General features: G+C 50.9%; 14 protein-coding genes and 3 pseudogenes. 14 read left to right on the top strand and 3 right to left on the bottom strand.

The window, feature by feature from the left end; translation table 11 throughout:
* Together DW819_RS05540 and tet(32) are read right to left on the bottom strand one after the other, a co-directional pair.
* A pseudogene (locus DW819_RS05540) lies at window positions 1-242 on the bottom strand (tetracycline efflux MFS transporter Tet(40)); the annotation flags it as partial.
* A 286-nt stretch (window positions 243-528) separates the two neighbouring features.
* Entirely contained in the window at window positions 529-2,448 is a 1,920-nt protein-coding gene (tet(32), locus tag DW819_RS05535) for a tetracycline resistance ribosomal protection protein Tet(32) (protein ID WP_003505402.1), read from the bottom strand.
* Window positions 2,449-2,956: 508 nt separating this feature from the next.
* Between tet(32) and DW819_RS05525 the strand changes: the two genes are divergently transcribed.
* The 12 genes and pseudogenes from DW819_RS05525 to DW819_RS05470 all read left to right on the top strand — a co-directional run bounded on the left by DW819_RS05525 (window position 2,957) and on the right by DW819_RS05470 (window position 14,471).
* Window positions 2,957-3,412 carry an XRE family transcriptional regulator gene (locus tag DW819_RS05525; RefSeq protein WP_003505401.1) on the top strand — a complete coding sequence of 152 codons (456 nt, stop codon included), beginning with the start codon at window positions 2,957-2,959 and terminating at the stop codon, window positions 3,410-3,412.
* 213 nt (window positions 3,413-3,625) lie between these two features.
* A pseudogene (locus tag DW819_RS05520) lies at window positions 3,626-4,009 on the top strand (methyltransferase domain-containing protein); the annotation flags it as partial.
* Window positions 4,003-5,277, top strand: a pseudogene (locus tag DW819_RS05515) (DUF87 domain-containing protein); the annotation flags it as partial. The pseudogenes DW819_RS05520 and DW819_RS05515, both read left to right, overlap by 7 nt.
* The gene (locus tag DW819_RS05510) at window positions 5,274-5,657 is read left to right on the top strand and encodes a DUF3851 domain-containing protein (protein WP_009003364.1); all 384 of its coding nucleotides are present in this window, start codon (window positions 5,274-5,276) and stop codon (window positions 5,655-5,657) included. The pseudogene DW819_RS05515 and the gene DW819_RS05510, both read left to right, overlap by 4 nt.
* Window positions 5,650-7,386 carry a CHAP domain-containing protein gene (locus tag DW819_RS05505; RefSeq protein WP_118732415.1) on the top strand — a complete coding sequence of 579 codons (1,737 nt, stop codon included), beginning with the start codon at window positions 5,650-5,652 and terminating at the stop codon, window positions 7,384-7,386. The genes DW819_RS05510 and DW819_RS05505 overlap by 8 nt, the downstream gene beginning before the upstream one ends.
* Before the next feature lie 28 nt (window positions 7,387-7,414).
* Entirely contained in the window at window positions 7,415-7,672 is a 258-nt protein-coding gene (locus tag DW819_RS05500) for a DUF4315 family protein (RefSeq protein ID WP_009003366.1), read from the top strand.
* A complete protein-coding gene (locus DW819_RS05495; RefSeq protein WP_118732414.1) occupies window positions 7,662-8,426 on the top strand; it encodes a DUF4366 domain-containing protein in 765 nt (254 codons plus the stop codon). Before DW819_RS05500 ends, DW819_RS05495 begins: the two co-directional genes overlap by 11 nt.
* Entirely contained in the window at window positions 8,423-8,626 is a 204-nt protein-coding gene (locus DW819_RS05490) for a hypothetical protein (RefSeq protein WP_118732413.1), read from the top strand. Before DW819_RS05495 ends, DW819_RS05490 begins: the two co-directional genes overlap by 4 nt.
* On the top strand, window positions 8,613-10,721 hold the full coding sequence (locus DW819_RS05485) for a type IA DNA topoisomerase (RefSeq protein WP_118732412.1): 2,109 nt from the start codon (window positions 8,613-8,615) through the stop codon (window positions 10,719-10,721). The genes DW819_RS05490 and DW819_RS05485 overlap by 14 nt, the downstream gene beginning before the upstream one ends.
* Window positions 10,718-10,996 carry a hypothetical protein gene (locus DW819_RS05480; RefSeq protein WP_004798047.1) on the top strand — a complete coding sequence of 93 codons (279 nt, stop codon included), beginning with the start codon at window positions 10,718-10,720 and terminating at the stop codon, window positions 10,994-10,996. The genes DW819_RS05485 and DW819_RS05480 overlap by 4 nt, the downstream gene beginning before the upstream one ends.
* 6 nt (window positions 10,997-11,002) lie before the next feature.
* Entirely contained in the window at window positions 11,003-14,254 is a 3,252-nt protein-coding gene (locus DW819_RS05475; RefSeq protein WP_118732411.1) for a YodL domain-containing protein, read from the top strand.
* A gap of 1 nt (window position 14,255) precedes the next feature.
* Entirely contained in the window at window positions 14,256-14,471 is a 216-nt protein-coding gene (locus DW819_RS05470) for a transposon-transfer assisting family protein (protein WP_002576226.1), read from the top strand.
* 95 nt (window positions 14,472-14,566) lie between these two features.
* Here the strand turns inward: DW819_RS05470 and DW819_RS15915 are convergent, their stop codons facing one another.
* On the bottom strand, window positions 14,567-15,334 hold the full coding sequence (locus DW819_RS15915; RefSeq protein ID WP_243025610.1) for a hypothetical protein: 768 nt from the start codon (window positions 15,332-15,334) through the stop codon (window positions 14,567-14,569).
* On the opposite strand from DW819_RS15915, the gene DW819_RS15910 reads away from it, so the two are divergent.
* Window positions 15,321-15,677 carry a TnpV protein gene (locus DW819_RS15910; protein ID WP_243025608.1) on the top strand — a complete coding sequence of 119 codons (357 nt, stop codon included), beginning with the start codon at window positions 15,321-15,323 and terminating at the stop codon, window positions 15,675-15,677. The two genes, DW819_RS15915 and DW819_RS15910, sit on opposite strands and share 14 nt — an antisense overlap.
* 119 nt (window positions 15,678-15,796) lie before the next feature.
* Window positions 15,797-23,338, top strand: a complete 7,542-nt coding sequence (locus tag DW819_RS05465) for an SNF2-related protein (RefSeq protein WP_243025618.1) — start codon at window positions 15,797-15,799, stop codon at window positions 23,336-23,338.

Genomic DNA, 23,338 nt, shown 5'->3' with positions numbered 1-23,338 from the left:
AACATTCCAATCAGCACCGAGCGCCGACGGCTATACAAATCCGCCACCACACCGGTGGGTATCTCGAACAGAAAGCAGGAGGTCTCCAGAACCGTCCCTACCAGGACAAGCTGGAAAGCATCCAGCTGCACCACCTCCAGGTGGTACACGATGGAAAGCACTGTGGACATAGAAACCGCCAGGGAACAGACAAATCGGAACAGCAGGTAGACAGAATATGCCTTTGAATTTTTAGCAAACATGAAGTTACATTCTCCTAGTATAATAATGGTGTAGTCAAGAACGACTACTGGTTAATAGTTACAAAGTCCAATCTAATAAATCTATATAGATATAACGGAAGGAGGAGTTCCCCCTCCATCAGAAGTTATAGGACATATTTACCGTGTCTGAGGTTTCCTTAATGCACCAGACAAAATATAGAGGTATAATCACTGAAGGCAGGATCATTGACGTTTCCTCCTTGGGAGCCGGCCTTCTGGGATATTTCGCAATAGCCAGCAATGAACGCTTGCATTGCGCAAGACGTTACATTATCTTCTGAAACATATGCCGGATCTTGTCTAAACGGCTGTTCGGGCGGCGTGGCTGAAATACAGGCTCGCCGGAAGTTTCCTGATACCCTTTTAATTCTGTAATGCAGACACTTCTTCCATTTGTATAAAAATTCAGATCATTCCTATATTCACCGATACAACGGGCAGGGATTTCACCCTTAAAAATAACTTCATCTTTTTCAAGTCTGGTTGATTCAATGATTGCGCAATACTTTGGTGCATCATTATAAGCCCGTGAAAGATATTCCTGCGGTGCAAAAAGGGTAAAGGAAAGGTATGGTTCCAACAGTTGTGTCCCTGCTTTTTTCAATGCCTGCTCCAACACGACAGGCGCAAGAAAACGAAAATCAGCGGGGGTGCTGACCGGGCTGTAATAAACTCCATAATCAAAACAAATTTGGCAGTCTGTCACTCCCCAGCCATATAAGCCCTGCTCCATTCCATAACGCACACCCTCCATGACGGCATTTTGAAAACTTTGGTTTAAATAGCCGAGAGATACCTCGCTTTTATATTGTGTTCCGCTTCCAACAGGAAGCGGTGTTACAGTCAAACCAATAGATGCCCAAAACGGATTCGGCGGCACTTCAATATGAATCGTGCAGCTCGCTTTTTTTTGCGGTCTTTCCAGATAAATAACCGAAGGCTCTTTCATAGCCACGCCCACATGATATTTTTCTTCTAATAGCGAACAAATAACTTCTAACTGTACTTTTCCCAAAAAAGATAACATAATCTCATGGGTAACAGTATCAATGTCAAAATGCAAAAGAGGGTCTGTATCAGCAATCTCTGCGAGGGCATTTAACAGGGCTTCCCTTTGCTCCGGCTTTTGCGGCTCTACCGTTGTCCGAAGTAATGGCATGGGATTATCAATCCGTGTTTTGTGAGGCAGGAGTTTTTCATTTCCCAGGATATCGTTCAGTTTCAAAGTATCATCAGCTAAAATAACAATTTCTCCCGGACAGGCATGGTCAGCCGGGACGATTTCACCATTTGACGGAATACACATTTCTGTAATCTTTATTTTTTCCTTTTTTGACAGCAGCAGGGTATCCCGTAAATGGAGCGTCCCATGATACAGGCGTAAATAAGAAAGCCGTTTTTTCCGCTCTGTATACTCAACCTTAAAAACATATCCACATAATTCAGACTGAATATCGTCCGTTTCTGTAATGAAAGTTTCTATAATCGCTTCAATCAGTTTTTCTGTTCCTAAATTGTCTTTTGCACTCCCATGATAAACAGGAAACAAAGAGCAGCATCTGGTTCTTTTGCACTTTTCATATTGTAATTCCTGTATATCCAAAGAATCCTCTGCAACATATCGTTCTAATAGTTCATCGCTTCCGGAAATAATCATATCCCATTTGTCTAAATCAGAAATATCGGTCATGGTTATCTTTGGCGACAGGGAAACCTCCTGCATGACAATCATATCACTGGTAAGTTTATCTTTAATGCTTTGGTAAACACACTGCAGGTCGATCCCATTTTGGTCTATCTTATTTATAAAGATAATTGTCGGAATGTCCATTTTCTGAAGCGCATGGAATAATATACGGGTTTGTGCCTGTACGCCGTCTTTTGCTGAAATGACTAAAACAGCTCCGTCAAGGACAGATAAAGAGCGGTATGCTTCGGTTAAAAAATCCATATGACCGGGAGTGTCCACGATATTGATTTTATAATCATTCCAATAAAAAGAAGTAACCGCTGTCTGAATGGTAATTCCCCGTTGCCGTTCCAAAATCATAGTGTCTGTTCTTGTGGTCCCTTTATCCACGTTTCCCTGTTCCGCAATCGCTCCACTGGTGTATAGCAGACTTTCTGTCAATGTAGTTTTTCCTGCGTCTACATGGGCCAGAATGCCGATATTGATTATTTTCATGTGATTGTCCTCCCTTTACAGCCCCAAAGGGCATAAAAATCCCCAGCAGTAAAATACTTTTACCACTGGGGATTCTAATTTGCGGACATACACATATACAGCATACACCTATTTGTGATTGCTGTTTTTTGAATATGTCAAAATTGATAAGGCAAAAGTATTCTTAAATTTGGTACAAAAAACCAAGCCCCCACAAAAGGAGCTATCATAATTCTTTGTTCCCACTATTTGATTATAGTTTTATTTAAGAATACCTTGCCGCATATTTTTTACTCCTTTTCTGGAATGAAGCTATTATATCACATCAGTTTTAGGAAAGCAAGTACTTAAAAGAAATTTTTCTTCCCCTTATATGTAACAATCATACCGGCTTCCTGGTGTTCAGAATGGTTTCTGCTGTCTGCTGTGGTGTTTGATTGGAATTGTCCAGCCAAAAGCCGATCCGTGGTGTTGTCTGCATAAATGTATCGTATATTGATAAAATCAGCATCAGAGAGGAGGAACCATTTTGAACCAGAAACAGACGGATATTACAACAGGAAAGCAAATACGTCATCTGCGAACACAATCGGGAATGACACAGGAAGAACTGGCTGGGGAATTGAATGTTACCCGGCAGGCGCTATCGAATTGGGAGAGAGATGTTAATGAACCCGATTTAAATACGTTGAAAAAAATTTGTTTTCTTTTTGGAGTCCACATGGACGATTTTGCGAAGGAGGTAATAACAAAAATGGAAACATGTGAAAAAAAAGAGAAACGACAATTTAATAAGTATGATATGGCAATTGGACTTTTTTATGGTGTCGGGATATTTCTTGGCATTGGTATTTTCTTTGTTGGCGGTTTTATGACAATGTCGGGTGCAGGGTGGGGAGCATCACTATTTGGCGGTGGCTGTTTTTCTCTTGTATTTGGCTTGATATGCCATGCAGTTATTACATTGAGAAGAAATGACAAATGATGACATATCCTGCTTTCTAGACTTTTCGGTCATATCGCGTAAAAAAGCCGCTGCTTTTGGCTTTCCAATAGCGGCGGCAAAGGGAAATATCCTTTGAATACCTTACAGAAGAAAAGTTTTGCAGCATTATAAAAATAAAAGCCTATACCATTTTGGAAAGAAAAGATACATAATAGTCAAGACGGCAACAATCAGAAGTTATGGAGGGTAACAATGGAATATAGTAAGGAAGATTTAATGGAAGCAAAAAGGCAAATTTTGGGAGTGGGAGAGAACATGGGAACAGAGGAAAGTAAAAAAATCTGGGAGAAAAACGCACAATTTTGGGATAATGCAATGGGTGACAAATCTAATGAATTTCACAGAGAGGTAGTGCGTCCCAAAGTAACGGAACTTCTATCTCCTAATCCTGCGGATTACATTTTGGATATTGCGTGTGGCAATGGAAATTATTCTTCGTATCTTGCACAAAGAGGCGCTTCGATTGTCGCTTTTGATTACAGCAAAAAAATGATAGAATTGGCTAAAAGACGGCAATCACAATATGCAAAACAAATTGAATTTTGTGTAGCGGATGCGACCAATAGAGAAACTGTCAGCTGACCAGGCTGGACTTTCAGCAGGAAGAAGGGCTGATGAGCTGTCTGCCCCTGGGACTCAATCAGATCGAGATCCAGCGAGGACTGACCACCAGTTCTACAGCTATCTTTGTGCCCTTTACTACGCAGGAACTGTTCCAGAACGGGAAAGAAGCTCTGTACTACGGCATCAACGCCCTATCCAACAACCTCATCATGGTAGACAGAAAGCTGCTGAAAAACCCCAACGGCTTGATTTTGGGTACGCCGGGTTCCGGTAAGTCCTTCAGTGCAAAACGAGAAATTGCCAACTGTTTTTTGCTTACCAGTGATGATGTTATCATCTGTGACCCGGAAGCGGAGTACGCACCTCTGGTGGAGCGTCTGCATGGGCAGGTCATCAAGATCTCACCTACTTCAACCAACTACATCAATCCGATGGATCTGAACCTGGACTATTCGGATGATGAAAGCCCGCTGTCACTCAAGTCTGACTTTATCCTCAGCTTGTGTGAGCTGATCGTGGGCGGTAAGGAGGGCTTGCAGCCGGTGCAGAAAACCATTATTGACCGTTGTGTACGGCTGGTTTACAACGATTATCTCAATGACCCAAAGCCGGAGAATATGCCGATTTTGGAGGACCTTTATAACCTGTTGCGGGAGCAGGAAGAAAAAGAAGCTCAGTACATTGCAACGGCATTGGAAATCTATGTAACGGGTTCTTTGAATGTGTTCAATCATCAGAGCAATGTGGACATTGATAACCGGATTGTCTGCTATGACATCAAGGAACTGGGCAAGCAGCTCAAGAAAATCGGTATGCTGGTGGTACAGGATCAGGTGTGGAACCGCGTTACCATCAACCGTGCCGCTCACAAGTCTACCCGCTACTACATCGACGAGATGCACCTGCTTTTGAAGGAGGAGCAGACCGCCGCCTATACGGTGGAAATCTGGAAGCGATTCAGAAAATGGGGCGGTATTCCGACAGGTATCACCCAGAATGTCAAAGACCTTTTGAGCAGCCGCGAGGTGGAAAATATCTTTGAAAATTCCGACTTCGTGTATATGCTCAACCAGGCAGGCGGAGACCGTCAGATCCTCGCCAAGCAGCTGGGGATTTCCACACACCAATTATCTTATGTGACCCACTCCGGTGAGGGCGAGGGCCTGCTGTTTTATGGCTCTACAATCCTGCCTTTCGTGGATCACTTCCCGAAGAATACCGAGCTTTACCGCATTATGACCACCAAACCCCAGGAACTGAAAAAGAAGGAGGATGAATGATGATGAACCCCAACATTTTGAATAAAAACCCGCTGATGTTTTTTGACAGGGCGGTAAATGCCCAGCGCAGCCAGTTGCTTACGGTCATGGCCGATGCGGTAAGTGAGTGCCGCACGGCGGCAGATCAGGCAGCCGAACTGAATGAGACCGGTCAGGTGGGGCTTCTCCGTCTGGCAGAGGTATGGAGCGCCATTCGTGCTAAAGAAGGTATGGGCGGCCTGATTCTGGAAGGAACAGAGGCGAAGATCCTGTCCGATGTGGTGGCACAGTTTTATGCCTATCTGTCCGGCTGTATGTTCAACGATCCTGTGGGAATGGCCATTTATGCAGAGCTGCACTACATGATGTCCTCCCTCATGCTGGGAGAATGGTTTGAATAAGGAACCGCGCCTGCGCTTTACTGATGAGGAACGGTCTGACCCTGCACTGGAAAAGCCGATCCGTAAAGCGGAGAAAGCTGCGGCCAGAGCAGATAAGGCGCAGGCCAATATCCCAAAGAAAAAGGTCAGGCAGACGGTCATTGACCCGGATACCGGAAAAAAGACCTCGAAGCTGACCTTTGAGGACAAGAAAAAGCCACCTTCCAAAGTTTCTCAAGGAGTCAGGGAAGCTCCCGTCCATCTGGTCGTGGGCAAGCTCCACAAAGAGATCCGGGAAACAGAGCAGGACAACGTGGGCGTGGAAAGCGCCCATAAGTCCGAGGAAGCGGTGGAGACTGGCGCTTATCTGGTGCGGGAGGGCTATCGCAGCCACAAGCTGAAGCCGTACCGCAAAGCAGCACAGGCAGAGCGCCAACTGGAAAAGGCAAATGTAAATGTCCTGTACCAGAAATCTTTGCAGGAAAATCCCCAGTTTGCCAGCAACCCTCTTTCCCGCTGGCAGCAAAAGCAGGCCATCAAAAGGCAGTATGCCGCCGCCAAACACGCCGGTCAGACTGCCGGAAATACCGCCCAGGCTGCGTCCAAAACCGGAAAAGCCGCAAGGACGGTGAAAGAAAAGGCACAGCAGGCAGGGGCGTTCGTCGTGCGCCACAAGAAGGGTTTCCTGATGGCAGGGGTTTTGTTTCTCATTACCTGTATGCTGATGAATACCATGTCCTCCTGCTCCATGATGGCGCAGAGCATCGGTTCCGTTCTCTCCGGCACCACTTATCCGTCGGATGACCCGGAAATGCTGGCAGTGGAGGCAGATTATGCAGCCAGAGAAGTCCAGTTACAGGAGGAAATCGACAACATTGAAAGCAGCCACCCAGGGTATGACGAGTATCGCTATGACCTTGGTATGATCGGCCATGACCCTCATGAGCTGGCAGCATTTCTGTCTGCCGTCTTGCAAGGTTACACCCAGCAGAGCGCTCAGACAGAGCTGGCGCGTGTGTTTGCAGCACAGTATCAGCTGACGCTTACTGAGGAAGTGGAGATTCGCTACCGCACGGAGACCTCCACCGACCCGGAGACCGGCGAGACCACCTCAGAAGAAGTCCCCTATGAGTATTACATTTTGAATGTGAAACTCACCAGCAAGCCCATTTCCGCTGTGGCGTCGGAGTTACTGACCCCGGAGCAGATGGAAATGTATCAGGTTTACCGGCAGACCATGGGCAATAAGCCGTTGTTGTTTGGCGGCGGTTCCCCTGATACCAGCGGCTCGGAAGATCTGTCCGGTGTGCAGTTCATTAACGGTACCCGCCCCGGTAATCCTCAGCTGGTGGAACTGGCCAAGCGTCAGGTGGGCAATGTGGGCGGCTATCCTTATTGGAGCTGGTATGGCTTTGACAGCCGCGTGGAGTGGTGCGCCTGCTTTGTATCCTGGTGTTATAACCAGGCTGGAAAAAGTGAACCGCGCTTTGCAGGCTGTGAGTGGCAGGGCGTTCCGTGGTTCCAGTCTCATGGACAATGGGGTGCAAGAGGCTATAACAATCTGGCTCCCGGAGATGCAATTTTCTTTGATTGGGATTTGGATGGGACAGCAGACCATGTGGGTATCGTGATCGGTACGGATGGCAGCCGTGTTTATACGGTGGAGGGAAATTCCGGCGATGCCTGCAAGATCAAAAGTTATGACCTGAATTATCAAAGTATTAAGGGCTACGGCCTGATGAACTGGTAACAGACTTTGTGGAAAGGAGTGAACGGTTATGGCAAAAAACAAAATTGAACGTATCGACCAGGAAATTGAGAAAACCCGTGAGAAGATTGCGGAATATCAGGAAAAGCTCAAGACCCTGGAAGCACAGAAAACGGAGGCAGAGAATCTGGAAATCGTTCAGATGGTTCGTGCGTTACGCATGACTCCAGCACAGCTGAACGCTATGCTTTCCGGTGGAATGAACCACGGCAGAGATACAGCACTGTCGGAATCAAATAATCAGGAGGTTACCGCTTATGAAGAATAAAAGAATTTGCAAAACACTTTCCGCCCTTTGCCTGACAATGGTTGTGGCATTTGGCTTTACGATCCCTGCTTTTGCACAGGGGTCAGAACAGGCTCCGGCGGCACCGGCAGAGGATTCTACCAATGACAGCAATGTGATTGTGGAAGAAACAGAACCGGCACCGGCACTTACACCGGAGGGGAATGCGGCATTGGTGGATGATTTTGGAGGCAATAAGCAGCTTATTACTGTTACGACCAAAGCTGGCAACTATTTTTACATTTTGATCGACAGGGCTAATGAGGATAAAAAGACTGCTGTTCACTTTCTGAACCAGGTGGATGAAGCGGATTTGATGGCATTGATGGAAGATGAAAATGTCAAAGAGGAGCCGGCTGCTGTGTGTAGCTGTTCAACAAAATGTGAAGCAGGGGCAGTCAATACGACCTGCCCGGTCTGCGCAACTGATAAGAGTAAATGTACGGGCAAAGCACCGGAACCTCCGGCAGAAACATCGGAGCCGGAAAAAGAGAAGCCTGCCGAATTGAACCCGGCTGCGATAGTCCTTTTGCTGGCTCTGCTGGGAGGCGGTGGCGTATTTGCCTACTTGAAGCTCGTTAAGAACAAGCCTAAGACCAAGGGCAATGACAGTCTGGACGATTATGATTATGGAGAGGAAGATTCCGAGGAATGGGAAACCGAGGATGAGGAGTCGGAAGAACCGGATGCTGACGGGGGCAGCACAGAAGAAGATGATGAGGAAAGTGTGAAATGACCCGTTTCACAGACAGTCCCTATGAACGCATGATGACACGCAGGCCGGAGGGCGGGAAGGAAACTTCCCGTTCTCCTTCTTTGCCCCACAGCCACCCCTGCTATGGTTGCGGGAATTATGGAAGACCATGCGTAGGTATCTGTCACCGGGAAATGTCCCGATGGCTCAAAGAGAGGAGGAACCATCATGGCTCAACATAAATTGGTAATTGCCGAAAAACCATCAGTTGCCCAGAGTTTGGCGGCGGTGATCGGCGCAACCGTCCGTAAGGACGGGTATCTGGAGGGCAACGGCTGGCGTGTCAGCTGGTGCGTGGGCCACCTGGCCGGTCTTGCGGATGCAGACAGCTATGACCCAAAGTATGCCAAGTGGCGATATGATGATCTGCCTATCCTGCCGGAACATTGGCAGATGGTGGTGGGAAAAGATAAGAAAAAGCAGTTTGATATTCTCAAAAAGCTGATGAATGCCCCGGATGTGACGGAAGTGGTAAATGCCTGCGATGCCGGACGCGAGGGTGAGCTAATCTTCCGCAGTGTCTATGAGCTGGCAGACTGTCAAAAGCCTATGAAAAGGCTCTGGATTTCTTCGATGGAGGACTCCGCTATAAGGGAAGGCTTTGCAAACCTGCGCCCCCGTGCGGATTATGACGGACTTCGGGATGCTGCCCTCTGCCGTGCCAAGGCCGACTGGCTGGTGGGGATCAATGCTACAAGGCTTTTTTCCGTGCTGTACCACCGCACCCTTAACATCGGGCGCGTGATGTCCCCGACGCTGGCGCTTATTGTTCAGCGAGAAGCTGAGATCGACACCTTTCAGCCGATTCCCTTTTATACCGTGGCGCTGGAGCTGCCCGGTCTTACCGTATCCGGGGAGCGCATGGCGGATAAGGTTGCTGCTGAGCAGCTGAAAGAAGCCTGTCAGGGTGCAAATGTCACAATCAAAAAGGTGGAGTGCAAGGAAAAGTCCGAAAAGCCGCCTGCCCTCTATGACCTGACTACTCTGCAAAGAGATGCCAACCGCCTGCTTGGATTTACAGCCCAGCAGACCCTGGACTATCTGCAAAGCCTGTATGAAAAGAAGCTCTGCACCTATCCCCGTACTGACAGCCGCTATCTGACTGGCGATATGGCAGACAGCCTGCCGGTGTTGGTGAATCTGGTTGCCAATGCTATGCCGTTTCGCAAAGGAATCGCCATTACCTGTGATCCGCAGACGGTAATCAACGATAAGAAAGTAACCGACCACCACGCAGTAATCCCTACCAGAAATCTCAAGGATGCAGACCTTTCTGCCCTTCCTGCGGGAGAAAAAGCGGTGCTGGAGCTGGTGACCCTGCGTCTGATGTGCGCCGTAGCCCAACCCCATATCTATTCGGAAACCGTTGTGATTGCAGCGTGTGCCGGTGGGGAGTTTACCACAAAAGGAAAAACGGTGAAGCACCCCGGATGGAAAGCACTGGAGGACGCTTATCGTGCCAAAATGAAGGATACAGAGCCGAAAAAAGAGGGCGTAGAGAAAGCCCTGCCGGAGCTGACCGAAGGACAGACCCTTTCGGTTTCTGCGGCAATCGTCAAAGAAGGCAAAAGCAGTCCGCCTCAGCACTTTACGGAGGACACCCTATTGTCCGCGATGGAGACTGCTGGAAAAGAGGATATGCCGGAGGATGCCGAGCGAAAAGGTCTGGGTACACCGGCCACCCGTGCCGGTATTTTGGAAAAGCTGGTATCTGCCGGTTTTCTGGAACGAAAAAAGAGCAGGAAAACGGTGCAGCTTCTCCCTTCCCACGATGCAGTTTCCCTTATCACAGTCTTGCCGGAACAGCTGCAATCTCCGCTTTTGACTGCCGAGTGGGAGTACCGTCTGGGCGAGATCGAGCGCGGGCAGCTTGCCCCAGAGGAGTTTCTGGACGGGATCAGCACCATGCTGAAAGATCTGGTGGGGACTTATCAGGTCATCAAGGGAACTGAGTACCTGTTCATTCCGCCCTGTGAGGTGGTGGGCAAATGTCCTCGCTGCGGCGGTGAAGTTGCAGAACTGCAAAAAGGCTTCTTCTGTCAGAATGATTCTTGCAAATTTGCAATCTGGAAAAACAACAAATGGTGGGCTGCCAAGAAAAAACAGCCGACCAAGGCTGTGGTGTCTGCGCTGCTGAACGATGGCCGTGTCCGTGTGACGGGGCTATATTCGGAGAAAACCGGCAAGACCTACGATGCCACTGTGGTTTTGGAGGACGATGGACAGTATGCTAACTTCAAGCTGGAATTTGACCAGCGGAAAGGAGGCAGCCGATGAAGCTCTCTTTAGTGGAACGGGAAACCATTCTCCTCTATAACCAGGCAGAACCAATGGCTGAGGTCTATACCCACGATCCCCGTCTGATGGAGAAGCTGGAACTGTTGGCAAAAAAGCACCCCGACCAGATCACCCGAAAGGACGCCCATAACTTTACCGTCCCCAAGCGGTGTGTATCAGTCCGGGAGCCATACAGCGCCGAGCGTCGCAAAGCTGCCAGTGAGCGTGCGAAAGCCGCCGGATACCAGCCCCCTGTGAAAAAGTCCGGCAGTTAAAGGCACATGGCAGAGAATGTATTTGAAGCGGTCAAGCAGTCGGTCAGCACCAGAGAAGCGGCAGAGTTTTACGGGATAAAAGTCAGGCGAAATGGCATGGCCTGCTGTCCCTTTCACGATGATAAGAACCCCAGCATGAAGGTAGACCAGCGATTCCACTGCTTTGGATGCGGTGAAGATGGGGATGTGATCGACTTTACCGCAAAGCTCTTTGACCTCTCCCCAAAAGAAGCGGCGGAGAAACTGGCACAGGACTTTGGCCTGATCTATGACAGTCAGGCCCCGCCCCGCAGGAGATATGTCCGGCAAAAAAACGAGGCACAGAAGTTTCGGGAGAATCGACAGCGCTGTTACCGCGTACTGTCCGATTACTACTATCTGTTGAAAAAATGGGAAGCCGACCGTTCTCCCAGGACACCGGAGGAAGAACCGCACCCCCGCTTTGTGGAAGCAATCCAGAAGAAAACCTATGTAGAGTACCTGCTGGACCTTTTTCTTTATGAAAGTGAAGAAGAACAAAAGGCATGGATTGCAGAACACACAGCAGAAATCACACACTTGGAAAGGAGATTGAAAATCATGGCTGAGAATAAACCCACCAACCGAGAACGGCTAAGGGAAATCACGGATGGCATCGAGCAGGGCATCAAAGAACTGTTTGAAAGCGAAAAGTATATGCGTTATCTGTCCGTCATGTCCCGATTTCACCGCTATTCGGTAAACAACACCATGCTCATCTATATGCAGAAGCCGGACGCCACTTTGGTAGCCGGATACAATAAGTGGAAAGACCAGTTTGAGCGTCATGTAAAAAAGGGCGAGCATGGCATTACCATCATTGCCCCGACACCGTATAAGAAGAAAATCGAGGAGCAGAAGCTGGACCCGGATACCAAGGCTCCGATTTTGGATAAAGACGGAAAGATCGTTACAGAGGAAAAAGAAATCGAGATCCCCATGTTTCGCCCGGTCAAGGTTTTTGATGTGAGTCAGACCGACGGGAAACCTTTGCCGGAGCTTGCTTCCTCCCTTTCCGGCAATGTGCCAAATTATGAGGCATTCATGGAGGCCCTGCGCCGCAGCGCACCGGTGTCGATCACTTTTGAAGCAATGGCCGCCGATACGGACGGCTATTTTTCTGCCGATCATCAGAAAATTGCCATTCGTCAGGGCATGAGCGAGGTGCAGACGGTTTCGGCCACGGTTCACGAGATTGCCCACAGCAAGCTTCATGACCCCAAAAAATATGAAATGCTACCGTCATGGAAGGTTGTGCAGGAGAGTGAAGGTGGAACCAAGCATGATTTCAAGCTGGATTTTGCCACAGAAAAAGAAGCCGAACAGTTTGCTTCTGATATGGATTGGTGTTATGTGGACGAAAATCAGTTTGAATGGCGTCTTGCAGTTGAGGAAGATCCAACCGCAGAAAAACAGGCAATCAAAAATCGTCACACGGAGGAAGTAGAGGCTGAAAGCATCTCCTATGCAGTCTGCAAATATTTTGGAATTGAGACAGGAGAAAACAGCTTTGGCTATATTGCCAGTTGGAGTCAAGGCAAGGAGCTGAAAGAACTGAGAGCCAGTTTGGAGACCATCAACAAAACCTCCGGCACTTTGATCTCCGATATTGAGCGCCACTATAAGGAAATATGCAAAGAGCGTGGGATTGATCCCCATGCAAAGGCAGAGCCGGAAACCGCCCCGATAGAGCAGCCGACCGGCAATCTAACCTACTATGTAGCAGAGTGCATGGAGTTTCCAAACCTCGGAGAATACCACGATAACCTGTCTTTGGAGGAAGCTGTACGCATTTATCAGGAGATTCCGGCAGAGCGAATGAATGGGATCAAGGGCATTGGCTTTGAGCTGAAAGATGGAAGCGACTATGAAGGACCTTTTCCGATTTTGACCGGGCAGACCATTGACCTGGACACCATTCAGGCAATCGACTATTACCGTGATAATCCGTTGGTGCAAAAAGCGGTAAAGGAACTGGCTGCGGCCATGCCGGAAATGGAGGTGCTGGGAGCGGACGCCAACCAGCAGGAGGCTTTGTTTCTGATCAACGATACTACCTATCTTCATATCCAACCTTGTGACAGCGGATGGGACTACACTCTTTACGATGCTGCGTCCATGAAAGAGCTGGATGGTGGTCAGCTGGATATGCCGGAGCTTTCCTGCATGAAGGTAGTTCTCCAGATTTGTGATGATAACGATCTGGACAGCACTTCGCTCAGACGCGCTCCCTTGTCTATGGTTGAGACCTTGCAGGAAGCTGCTTATGAGCAGATGCAGGCAGAGGCAAGTCAGATGACCGCTTCTTCCCAGCTGCCGGAAGCGCAGGAGCAGGCACTGGATGAATACCCCATGCCGGATGAGCAGGTATCCACACCGGATATGCAGGAATATGGCTACTCCTATGATGGGATGCTCCCTGTTACCAGAGAACGGGCGCTGGAACTGGATGCCGCCGGTTTGACCGTCTATGTGCTGCATGAGGACAATACGGAGAGCATGGTGTTTGACCCGCAGGAAATCATGGATCATGGCGGTCTTTTCGGTGTGGACCATGAGGAATGGGAGAAAAGCCCTCAGTTCCACGAAAAGGTCATGGAGCGTCAGGAACATCAGCAGGAACGCGAACAGGCATTTCTCTCTCAGAACAGAGATTGCTTTGCCATCTATCAGGTGAGCCGTGACGATCCGCAGAATGTGCGCTTTATGAATCTGGATTGGTTAAAGTCCCATGACATTTCCATAGACCGCAGCAATTATGACCTCATTTACACAGCTCCTCTGAGGGAGTCTGGCACTGTGCCGGAGCAGCTGGAAAAACTCTATCAGCAATTCAATCTGGAAAAGCCCGTGGACTTTCACAGTCCCTCCATGAGCGTCAGCGACATCGTTGCGATCAGACAGGACGGTAAGGTATCCTGTCATTACTGTGACAGCGTTGGTTTTACCCAGATCCCCGGATTCCTGCCGGAAAATCCGCTGAAAAATGCAGAGATGGCCGTGGAGGACGATTACGGCATGATCGACGGTATCATCAACAATGGCGCAAAAGAGCCTACGGTGGCAGAGCTGGAACAGCAGGCTCGAAGCGGTCAGCCTATCTCCCTCATGGACTTGGCTGATGCCGTTCATCGGGAGGAACGGGATAAGAAAAAATCCGTTGTGGATCAGCTGAAAAGCCAGCCCAAAGCGGAACACAAAAAGACAGCACCCAAAAAGAGTGCGGAAAGGGAGATTTGATATGGGAAACTTTACTTTTGAGGAAATGAACCTGATGTGCATTTACAATACCGGCAGCCGCACCGGACTGATCGACAGCCTGCGTGAGATGCGCGGCGAGCTGGCCCCGGAGGAAACCGAGCTGCGGGAGTTGACAGACAGCGCACTGGGCAAGCTCCAAGCCATGAGTGATGCCGAGTTTGCCGAGCTGGAATTGTACCCGGATTTTGACCAGTAAACACCATAATCGCAGGGATGGGGTGGCAATATGCTACCCCATCTTTTACCCAAAAACCGAAAGGAGGACAGAACACTATGCCAACCAAAGCTGAACTATATGCACAGATGGCGGAGAAGGTGACAGCGCAACTCACTGGGAGCTGGCAGGAATGGGCAGGGTTTCTCACTACTGCTTCCCGCCTTTACAAGTACCCGTTCCATGAGCAGCTGATGATCTACGCCCAGCGCCCGGACGCTACCGCCTGTGCAGAGTACGATTTGTGGAATGAAAAGATGGGCCGGTATGTAAGGCGCGGCTCCAAGGGAATCGCTCTGGTGGACGATTCCGGGGACAGACCCCGCCTGCGCTATGTTTTTGATATTTCCGACACCGGAACCCGTGAACATTCCCGCACTCCCTGGCTGTGGCAGCTGGAGGAGCGCCATTTGGATTCGGTGCAGGCCATGCTTGAGCGCACCTATGATGTTTCCGGTGATGACCTTGCCGGACAGCTCACCGAGGTAGCCGGAAAACTGGCTGAGGAATACTGGACGGAGCATCAGCAGGACTTCTTCTATATCGTTGACGGTTCCTTTTTGGAGGAATATGATGAGTTTAACATCGGAGTACAGTTCAAGGCAGTAGCCACCGTCAGTATCACTTATGCTTTGATGTCCCGCTGTGGACTGAAGCCGGAACGCTACTTCGACCACGAAGATTTCATGGCGATCTTTGATTTCAATACCCCGGCAACTATCGGGGCGCTTGGAACAGCGGTCAGCCAGATTAACCAGCAGGTGCTGCGGCAGATCGGCGTCACCGTCCGAAATGCAGAGCGCGAAGCCAACCAAGAAAGGAGCAAACAAGATGAACAATCCCATGACCTATATCAAGAACGGAGACTATCTGATTCCCGACCTGAAGCTGAGCCAGCAGCCGGAGAAACCCCTGGGCAAGTACGGAAGGATGAGGAAAACCTACCTGAAGGAACACCGTCCCATCCTCTACAACCAGATGCTGCTGAGCGAGAAGCTGTACCCGCACCTTCTGGAGATCGACGAGACCGCCCAGAGCAGACTGGAGCAGATGATGCCCCAGCTGGCGAAGGAAGCGGGAGCCACCGAGGAACTGAAAGCCAGCGATCCCATGAAGTGGGTGGGGCTGATGAACACCTGCAAAGCTCAGGCCGAGGAAATCCTGATGGCGGAGCTTATCAACAGCTGACCCTAAACCTGTTCCTTTCCGAAGCGGAGCAGATCCAATCCATAGATGAAGCAGAGAATGTAGCGCATACATCCTCTGCTTTTTCTTTTGCCCAAAATGATATTGACCATGTGCTGCGTTTGGGCGGCAATACAGATCGTCAGAGGGAGCGTGTGGTTGCAGCATTTGAAAAGCAGAAAACCACCGCTGAGATTGCCGAGATACTGAAAACGCTGTACCACGGCGGCAACGGCCTTGGCAGTGTGAGTGCATGGTATGCCGAGGATGGTATCCATCTTTCCCACGGGAAGTCTGTCCGTTATGACAGGTCTGCCCAGATCATTTCTTGGGAGCGCGCCGCAGAGCGTATCGGGGAGCTTTTGGAAAGTGGTCAGTTTGCCTCCAATGTGGAGCTTGCAGAAGCGGCAGGCTATGAACGCTCCCTCCTCTCGGAAAAGCTCTGGCATCTGTATCACGATCTCAGTGAGGACGCCAGAAAAGCCGGATATTTGTCCTGCCTGTCAGAGATCAAAGGCAATGGTTTCCCGGAGGAGACCCGCCGCCTGACGGAGCAGCTGAGTGACCCGGCTTTCCGCCAGACCCTCAAGGAAGAATACGCTGCCTTCTGGACGGCCTATCAGCAGGACCGTGACCTGTTGCGTTTTCACTATCATAGACCGAGGGAGATCTGGGGGAACCTGAAGGACCTTGACCTGCCCCGCAGGACCTTTTCTTCAGAGCTTTCCCAAGTGCCAATCGTCCAGCACTTTATTACCGAGGATGAGATCGACGCCGCCATGACCGGCGGAAGCAGTTTCGCCGGAGGAAAAGGCCGTATCTATGCGTTCTTCATGGAAAACCATACGGATAAGGAAAAAGTGAGATTCCTCAAAGACGAGTATGGCATTGGCGGACGCTCTCATGTCTTGTCCGGCGCAACACACAGCGGCGAAGATCACGATGGGAAAGGACTGCACTATAAAAAGCAGGACTGCCCGGATGTTCACTTGAACTGGGAAAAGGTTTCCAAGCGCATTACCTCACTTGTCCAGAAAGACCGCTATCTTACCGAACAGGAACAGGCGCAGTATGACAAAATCCAGTCTGAAAAGAAACTGGCCGAAGAAGATGCCATTCAAGCCCAGCAGCCAGAGATGGAAGAAGAAACGCCAAAGCCTATCCTTCGGGAGCAGTTTGAGCAGTATAAGCCTGTGGTGACTGCCGCCATTTCCGAGGATGCCGCATACCGCAATGCCTGCGGGCATTCTGACCGTGAAAATGCTGTCATCGAGGGCAATGCCGCTGTGCGCCGTGCGGTCCTTGGTTCTAAGGATATGGAGCTGATCCGCCTTTATTCTGATATACCGGAGTTCCGCCAGCGTTTACACCGGGAAGTGATCGACGAGACCTATCCAAAGCTCCATGAGCTTCTGCGCCCTCTTTCTCAGGAAGATATTGATACTGCCATTTGTGCATGGAACGGCAATATCGAGAGTAAACACGCTGTCGTCCGTTATATGAAAGACCATGCAAGAGAAAAAGATACCGCCGCATGGCTGGCTCAGGAATACGGCGGCAGTAACAGCAACAGCCTGTTCGTTGTCCGTGCCGGCAGCCCGGAGGAAACACAGCTGCCCTGGCCGAAGGTACAGCGCCGGATTGCCCAGCTCATTCAGGAGGACCGGTTCTATACCGAAGAAGAACAGAACCGTTTTGACGACATCGACCCAATCGCCATCCGGGAAGCTCTGGAAGAAAGAGGGATCGTCAACGGCCAGGTGGCAGACCCGGAAAAACTGGACAATGATCCGTTTATCCAACAGGTGATGTCGGATGCCGAGCAGATCGCAGCTGCCGAGACAGAACAGACTTCCGAGGTTTCCATTTCCGATGAGGAATATGATGCAGTTCGCCGCCCAACTCCGCAAAGAACATCCTATGACCCTGCTGCCCCGGTCTATGCCGTGGGCGATACCGTGTATATCGAGGATGACGCCTATCAGATCACCGAGCTGCGGGAGGACACCGTACAGCTTCTGCCCACCGGGATGGTATATCCCATCTACCGGGCAGAGCGCAAAGAACAGTTCGAGCAGCTGCTTCGGGCAGACCGCCGCAATGCTTACTATACCGAGTTTCTTCCTATTGCCCCGGACAAGGCAGATCAGGACTTACGGGATGTATTGGCTCATGGACTGATGGATGAAGCGGATAAAAAGCAGATTTCCACGCTGCTGCAATCCGGCAGGAGTAACAGCGAGATCGCCTACTGGTTGAGCAGAGCCTATTCCGGTGAGATCGAGACACTGAATCTGGAGACCGGCGATATTGCCGATTACCGTACCACGGCACAGGGCATAGAACTGGAAGTCATGGATGCAGAGGAAAAGCGTCTGGCTATGCTGTATTTCCGCTGGGATGAGGTTGCACCTTTGCTGCGCGGACTGTACGCCCGTCAGCAGGACGGTTTGGGACAGGAACAGCCCCAACCGGCTACCGAATCCCCGACCTTCCATTCCGAGACCATGGCCGTCTATCCGGGCGATAAGAACAATCTGCCTTATGATGTGGTGGTGGAACGACTGCATATCGAGGAGCCGGAGCCACCGGCCCCTGTGACTGAGCCGGAGAAAATCTTTGAGGAAGTGCTGGACGAACACCCGGTTTCCATTCAGGTCAATGGCCAGTGGCAGACCTTCCCCAATGCCAAAGCTGCCGAGAAAGCCTCCTATGAGGAATACAAGGCTAACCTGCGCCGCAATGCAAAAAACTTTCGCATTACCGATGAGCATTTGGGCGAAGGCGGTCCGAAAGCCAAGTTCCAGGCAAATGTCAATGCGATTCGTTTGCTGAAAGAGCTGGAAGCTGCCGGACAGCAGGCAAGCCCCGAACAGCAGGAGGTTCTTTCTCGATACGTGGGCTGGGGCGGTCTCTCTGATGCGTTTGACCCGGAGAAACCGGCATGGGCTTTAGAGTATGCCCAGCTAAAAGAACTGCTGACCCCGGAGGAATATGCCGCCGCCAGAAGCTCTACCCTCAACGCCCATTACACCAGCCCTACGGTCATTCAGGCCATCTATGAAGCGGTGGACCGTATGGGATTTGAGACCGGAAATATTCTGGAGCCGTCTATGGGTGTGGGCAATTTCTTTGGTATGCTGCCGGAGAAAATGCGAAACAGCCGTCTGTACGGCGTGGAGCTGGACCCTGTTTCCGGGCGCATCGCAAAGCAGCTCTATCCCAAGGCGGACATCACAGTAGGCGGCTTTGAGACCACCGATAGGCGTGACTTCTTTGACCTTGCCATCGGCAATGTGCCGTTCGGTCAGTATCAGGTCAACGACAAAGCCTACAACAAGCTGAATTTCAGTATTCATAACTACTTTTTCGCCAAAGCACTGGATCAGGTGCGTCCCGGCGGCGTGGTAGCCTTTGTCACCAGCCGCTATACGATGGACGCCAAGGATTCCACCGTGCGCCGGTATCTTGCTCAACGTGCCGAGCTGCTGGGAGCCATCCGTCTGCCCAATGACGCTTTCAAGAAAAACGCTGGTGCAGAGGTCGTTTCGGACATTATTTTCCTGCAAAAGCGTGACCGTCCGCTGGACATTGCACCAGAGTGGACCCAGACCGGACAGACGCAGGACGGCTTTGCCATCAACCGGTATTTTATCGACCACCCGGAAATGGTGCTGGGCCGACAGGAACCGGTAAGCACTGCTCATGGTATGGATTACACCGTGAACCCTATCGAGGGACTGGAGCTTTCCGACCAGCTGCATGATGCTGTGAAGTACATTCATGGCACTTATCAGGAGGCAGAGCTGCCGGAGCTGGGCGAAGGCGAAGCCATTGACACCTCCATTCCTGCCGACCCAAATGTGAAGAACTATTCCTATGCCATTGTAGACGGACAGGTGTACTATCGGGAAAACAGCCGCATGGTGCGCCCTGACCTCAACGCCACCGCCGAAGCCCGCGTGAAAGGTCTTGTGGGACTGCGTGATTGTGTGCAGGAACTGATCGACCTTCAGATGGATGCAGCGGTTCCAGACAGCACCATTACCCAAAAGCAGGCGGAACTGAACAGCCTCTATGACAGCTTTTCTGCAAAATATGGCCTTATCAATGACCGTGCAAACCGACTGGCCTATGCAGATGATTCTTCCTATTACCTGCTCTGTGCGCTGGAAGTCATCGACGAGGACGGGAAACTGGAACGTAAGGCGGATATGTTCACCAAACGAACCATCAAGCCCCATCAGGCAGTGGCTACTGTGGATACGGCAAGCGAAGCACTGGCGGTGTCCATCTCGGAAAAAGCCTGCGTAGATATGAGCTATATGAGTCGGCTTACCGGAAAAACAAAAGAAGCACTGGCCGGAGAACTGCAAGGCGTGATCTTCCGTGTGCCGGGACAGCTGAAACAGGACGGCACACCCCATTATGTGACTGCTGATGAATACCTTTCCGGCAATGTACGCCGCAAACTGCGTCAGGCGCAGCGGGCGGCACAGCAGGACCCTTCTTTTGCAGTCAATGTGGAAGCTCTTACCGCCGCCCAGCCCAAAGACCTGGATGCGTCGGAAATTGAGGTGCGTCTGGGCGCTACCTGGATTGACAAGGAGTACATCCAGCAGTTTATGTACGAGACCTTCAACACCCCGTTTTATCTCCAGCGCAGCATTGAGGTCAACTATTCCTCCTTTACTGCTGAATGGCAGATCAAGGGGAAATCTTCTGTATCCTACAACGATGTGGCAGCTTATACCACCTACGGAACCAGCCGCGCCAACGCCTACAAGATTCTGGAGGATTCCTTAAACCTGCGGGATGTCCGTATCTATGACACCATAGAGGACGCAGACGGAAAAGAGCGCCGCGTACTAAACGCCAAGGAGACCACTCTGGCTGCCCAAAAACAGCAGGCGATCCGGGAAGCCTTTAGGGACTGGATCTGGAGAGACCCGGAGCGCCGCCAGACTTTGGTTCGCCAGTATAACGAAGAAATGAACTCTACCCGTCCCCGCGAGTATGATGGCAGCCATATCACTTTTGGCGGCATGAACCCGGCCATTACCCTGCGGGAACACCAGAAAAGTGCCATCGCCCATGTGCTGTATGGCGGAAATACCCTGCTGGCACACGAAGTAGGCGCGGGCAAAACCTTTGAGATGGTGGCCGCTGCGATGGAAGCCAAACGCCTGGGCTTGTGCCAGAAATCTCTCTTTGTGGTTCCCAACCACCTGACTGAGCAGTGGGCATCGGAGTTTCTGCGCCTCTATCCTTCTGCCAACATCTTAGTCACAACCAAAAAGGACTTTGAGACCCATAACCGCAAGAAGTTCTGCGCCCGTATTGCGACCGGTGACTACGACGCCATCATCATGGGACACAGCCAGTTTGAGCGTATCCCCATCAGCCGGGAGCGTCAGGAACGGCTTCTCTATGAGCAGATCGACGAGATCACCGAGGGGATTGCAGAGGTACAGGCCAGCGGCGGCGAGCGTTTTACCGTCAAGCAGCTGGAGCGTACCAGAAAGTCTCTGGAAGCCAGACTGGAAAAGCTGCAAGCCGAGGGGCGAAAAGATGATGTGGTAACTTTTGAGCAGCTGGGTGTGGATCGGCTGTTTGTGGACGAGGCCCACAACTACAAGAACCTGTTTTTATACACAAAAATGCGGAATGTGGCTGGTCTTTCCACATCGGACGCGCAGAAATCCTCCGATATGTTTGCCAAGTGCCGCTATATGGATGAGATCACCGGAAACCGTGGCGTGATCTTTGCCACCGGCACACCGGTCAGCAACTCCATGACCGAGCTTTACACCATGCAGCGTTATCTTCAGTATGAACGCCTGCAAGAACTGAACATGACCCACTTCGACTGCTGGGCTTCCCGATTTGGGGAGACCGTCACAGCATTGGAGCTGGCACCGGAAGGCACCGGCTACCGGGCAAGAACGAGATTCAGCAAGTTCTTTAACTTGCCTGAGCTGATGAACCTGTTCAAAGAAGTGGCCGACATTAAGACTGCCGATCAGTTAAAGCTCCCTACCCCGAAAGTGGAGTACCACAACATCGTGGCGCAACCCACCGAACATCAGCAGGAAATGGTCAAGGCTCTTTCGGAGCGCGCATCGCTGGTACACAGCGGAACCGTTGACCCGTCCCAGGATAATATGCTCAAGATTACCTCGGATGGCCGTAAGCTGGGCCTGGACCAGAGAATCGTCAACCAGATGCTGCCGGATGAACCTGGCACAAAGGTCAATCAGTGTGTGGACAACATCATGCAGATCTGGCGGAATGGCAAAACTGACAAGCTGACCCAGCTGGTGTTCTGCGACATTTCTACACCGCAGGCAAAAGCCCCTGCAAGCAAGGCGGCGAAAACGCTGGATAATCCACTGCTTCACGCATTGGAAGGCGCTGTGCCTCTGCCGGAGCAGGAACCGATCTTTACGGTATATGACGATATTCGTCAGAAACTCATTGCTCAGGGAATGCCTGCCGACCAGATCGCTTTTATCCATGAAGCCAACACCGAAGTGCGGAAAAAGGAGCTGTTCTCTAAAGTCCGTACCGGTCAGGTGCGTGTCCTTTTGGGCAGCACCGCCAAGATGGGCGCAGGCACCAATGTGCAGGACCGTCTGGTGGCACTTCATGACCTGGACTGTCCGTGGAGACCGGGAGACCTTGCCCAGCGCAAGGGCCGTATCGAGCGCCAGGGCAACCAGAATCCTCTTGTCCATGTGTACCGCTATGTGACCGAAGGAACCTTTGACGCATACCTCTGGCAGACGGTGGAGAATAAGCAAAAATTCATCAGCCAGATCATGACTTCTAAATCGCCGGTGCGCTCCTGCGATGATGTGGATGAAACCGCCCTCAGTTTTGCAGAGATCAAGGCTTTGTGTGCCGGAGACCCCCGTATCAAAGAGCGTATGGATTTGGATGTGGAGGTATCCCGCCTGAAGCTGATGAAAGCCGACCACCAGAGCAAGCAATATCGTCTGGAGGACCAGCTGCTCAAATACTTCCCGGAGGAGATTGAAAAGCACAAAGGCTTTATTAAGGGCTTTGAATCCGATCTGGAGGTTTTGGCAGCGCACCCGCACCCGGAGGACGGCTTTGCCGGTATGGAGATTCGTGGAGACCTGCTGACCGATAAGGAGAACGCCGGTGCAGCCCTTTTGGATGCCTGCAAGGAGGTCAAAACCTCCGATCCGGTGCAGATCGGCAGCTACCGGGGTTATGCCATGTCCGTGGAATTTTCCGCTTGGAAACAGGAATATACGCTCCTGCTGAAAGGACAGATGACCCACCGGGCAACCCTTGGTACAGACCCTCGCGGAAATCTTACCCGTATCGACAATGCCCTTGCTCAGATGCCCCAGCGTCTGGAGTCGGCAAAGGCACAGCTGGATAACCTTTGTCAGCAGCAAGCTGCGGCAAAGGAGGAAGTCGGAAAGCCATTCCTTTATGAAGAAGAACTGAGAAGCAAAAACGCCCGTCTGGTGGAGTTGGATACCCTGCTCAACATCGACGGAAAGGGGCAGGCACACACCGAGTCTGTTGTTGCCAAAAGCACACGGACTTCGGTGCTGGATACCCTAAAACGCCCGGTGCAACCCCGCAGTACAGACAAGAAACCAAAACAGCATGAGGAGGTGCGATAA

It is taken from the genome of Clostridium sp. AM33-3 (assembly GCF_003480315.1).
Lineage (GTDB): Bacteria > Bacillota > Clostridia > Lachnospirales > Lachnospiraceae > Brotaphodocola.
Note: the sequence above shows the minus strand (reverse complement) of the source record. Positions and strands in the feature narration are given on the sequence as shown.